Annotated in this window: 2 protein-coding genes and 1 pseudogene; all 3 read right to left on the bottom strand. The window is 69.0% G+C overall.

The features are described from left to right. Positions 1–563, bottom strand: a 563-nt coding sequence (locus KZA10_RS11855; RefSeq protein ID WP_218682978.1) for an amidohydrolase family protein, incomplete at its 3' end; no start/stop codon positions are given. Then, positions 560–1,339: a hypothetical protein gene (locus KZA10_RS11850; protein ID WP_218682979.1), complete on the bottom strand. Its 780-nt coding sequence runs from the start codon at positions 1,337–1,339 to the stop codon at positions 560–562. The genes KZA10_RS11850 and KZA10_RS11855, both read right to left, overlap by 4 nt. Positions 1,340–1,676: 337 nt before the next feature. After that, positions 1,677–2,423, bottom strand: a pseudogene (locus KZA10_RS11845) (transglutaminaseTgpA domain-containing protein); the annotation flags it as partial. Between the last annotated feature and the right edge of the window lie 253 nt (positions 2,424–2,676).

Genomic DNA, 2,676 nt, shown 5'->3' with positions numbered 1-2,676 from the left:
CGATGAGCCCACGCGTGCAGCTGCGCGGCCGTCTCGTACAGCATCCCCGTCGGCTCGCCGAGCGCGTCGCGCGCGATGCGTCCACCGATCGGGTCGGGGGTGTCTCTTGTGATTCCCAGCTCGGCGAGGGCCGCCGTGTTCACCCAGCAGGAGTGGTAGTCGTTCGCATCGAGGTAGACCGGGATGTCGGCGACGACCTCATCGATCATGGCCGCGGTCGGCTCACCCCCGGGGATCGCGTCGAACAGCCAGCCGCGTCCGCGCAGCACGCCGGGCGCTGTGCGTCGCGCGGCGAGCAGTCGGCGCTGGATCTCTTCGAGCGAGTGCGCGTCGGTGAGTCCGACCTGTCCGAGCGCCTCGCCCATCATGAGCAGGTGGGTGTGCGCGTCGGTGAAGCCGGGAAGGACGATGCGACCTCCCAGGTCGATCGCGGCGTCGGCGGGCGGCGCGGAGTCCTCGGTGCCGACGTGGATGAACTCCTCGCCGTCGACGACGAGGGAGTCCGCCCAGCGCGACTCGTCGCCGGTGAAGATGCGGCCGTTGCGGTAAAGGGTGCGGGTCATGCGTCGATCTCCTGTGCGGTCATGCGTTCCAGACGCGTCGATACGAGGGCGATCGCCCCGGCGGGCACGGCCAGGACGAAACTCGCGACGCCGAGAGCGATCGCGAAGCCCTGGTATCCGAGAGCGCCGACGAGCGCGGCGCCGATGACGGGAGTGAGTGCCGAACCGACGAGGTAGACGGCGAGCAGAGGGCCCGACCAGCGGCCGTCGGCGTCGAGCGCCGCCGATGTCGACACGAAGTACATGAACGCGATCGCATACACGGAGTTCCAGACGATGAACACCACGATGAAGGTGGTGGGGTCGGTGACGAACCCTTCCACGATCTTGAGGGCGCCGCCGGCGATCAGCAGGATCACGAGGGGGACGGCACGCCCGAAGCGCGCTCCGACGATCATCAGCAGCAGTGAGCCGAGCAGTCCGCCGGCCGTGGCGCCGCTGAGCGCGATGCCGAGTCCCTCGGGTGTCAAACCGGCCTGCTCCGCGCCCATGATGCCTGCCATCGCCCAGAGCGAATCCTCGCTGGCCGCCCAGAGTGCGAACACGAGGAGGAGCCCGAAGCCGGCGAGGGTGACGGTGCGCGAACGGGCGGGAGAGGTGCGGATCGTCCCGGTCGGGGGGATCTCGATCGGCATCGCCTCGGCGACGGCCGCTCCCGCCTGTGGAGCGACGACCGGCGCGGCGGGGAGCCACGCCGAGGCGACGAGTCCGATCAGGTTGAACAGCGCGAGGGCGCCGAAGACATCGATCGGAGCGAGGCCGATCAGGGGGATCACGGCGAGTACCACCGTGATGATGCCGCGGTTCGCGAGCCCGTTGAAGCCGGCGACCCAGGAGTGCGATCACTCCGAGGGAGATGCCACCGATCACGAGGATCGCACCGATGATGCCCGCGATGTTGAGGCTCTCGTCCTCGCCCTCGCGGTCGTCGGGCAGCGTGGGCGGCAGGTCGACGGGCTCCTGCGGCGGAGGCGGGGGCTGCAGCACCTGCGGCTTCGGGTCGACGCGCGGCTTGGTGTTCTGATCGTTCGGCACCTGGTCTTCGGGAGGGGTGGGGTTGAAGGCGATCCACCCGAGCCCCTCGAAGTTGACCTCGACCCACGCATGCACGTTGTCGCCGGTGGCAGCGAACGTGGCTTCTCCCGCGTTCTCCTCGTCGGGGTAGTAGCCCATGACCACACGGGCGGGGATGTCGACCTGTCCGGCGAGCAGGGCCATCGCCACGGCGTACTGCTCGTCGTCGCCGATCATCTGCTCGCCGCCGACGAGGGTCGAGATGCGCTCGGCGGTGTGTCCAGCGCGGGAGATGACCTCGCCCTCCAGCCCGTGGCTGAAGAAGCCCTCCTTCGCCAGGAAGTTCTCGAGCGCTCGCACCCGCTCGATGGGCGTCTCCGCGCCGACCACCGTCTCGGCGGCGAGGGCTGTGAGCTCCTCCGGCACGTTGCTCGGCTTGGGCATCGAGACCTTGCCGAACGGCACCTCGGCGAGCTGTTCGTCGTCGGGAATGTTCGGCATCACGGCGTCCACCGTGTACTCGTCGCCCTTCGTCAGCTTCGTGGTGGAGACGGCAGTGCCCGTCTCGGTGTTCACGTAGGTGCCGCGGCGCAGCTGCTCGGCGTCATCGCCGGAGAACCTGATCTCGGACAGCTCGCCCGCGGTCGGCATCCACACACCGCGATAGGCGCCGATCTCGACGTTGAGCGTCACCGGAACGCCCTCGGCATCCGGCGACATGTTCGAGCGCAGCGGGCTGAAGGCGCTCGAGGAGGTGGGTCCGCCGTCTGTGACGTTGTAGACCATGCCGTCGAACTGATCCATGACGGCCGTGCGGACCCGCGCCCCCTTGGGCAGTCCCTGCACCGTGAAGAGGGTCTCGTCGGCCTCATCGCGCACGTTCTTGCGGAACGCCTGCAACGGGCTCGGGTAGTCGCGGATGTCGAACGGGGGGATGATCACGTCGCGGAACACGTGCCGGGGCTGTGCCGACACCGAACCACGGCAGGCGTTCGTCGATGAAGAGCGTCAGGGATTCGAGAGCCTGCGCGCGGCTGACCGGCCATGCGAACGTGTCGAGGCGACCGGGATGGTCGGCGAAGCGTGCCGCGACGAGCGT

The sequence above is a fragment of the Microbacterium sp. BF1 genome (assembly GCF_019279095.1).
Classification (GTDB): domain Bacteria; phylum Actinomycetota; class Actinomycetes; order Actinomycetales; family Microbacteriaceae; genus Microbacterium; species Microbacterium maritypicum.
The sequence above is the reverse complement of the archived record's forward strand: the minus strand, read 5'-3'. Positions and strand labels throughout refer to the sequence as shown.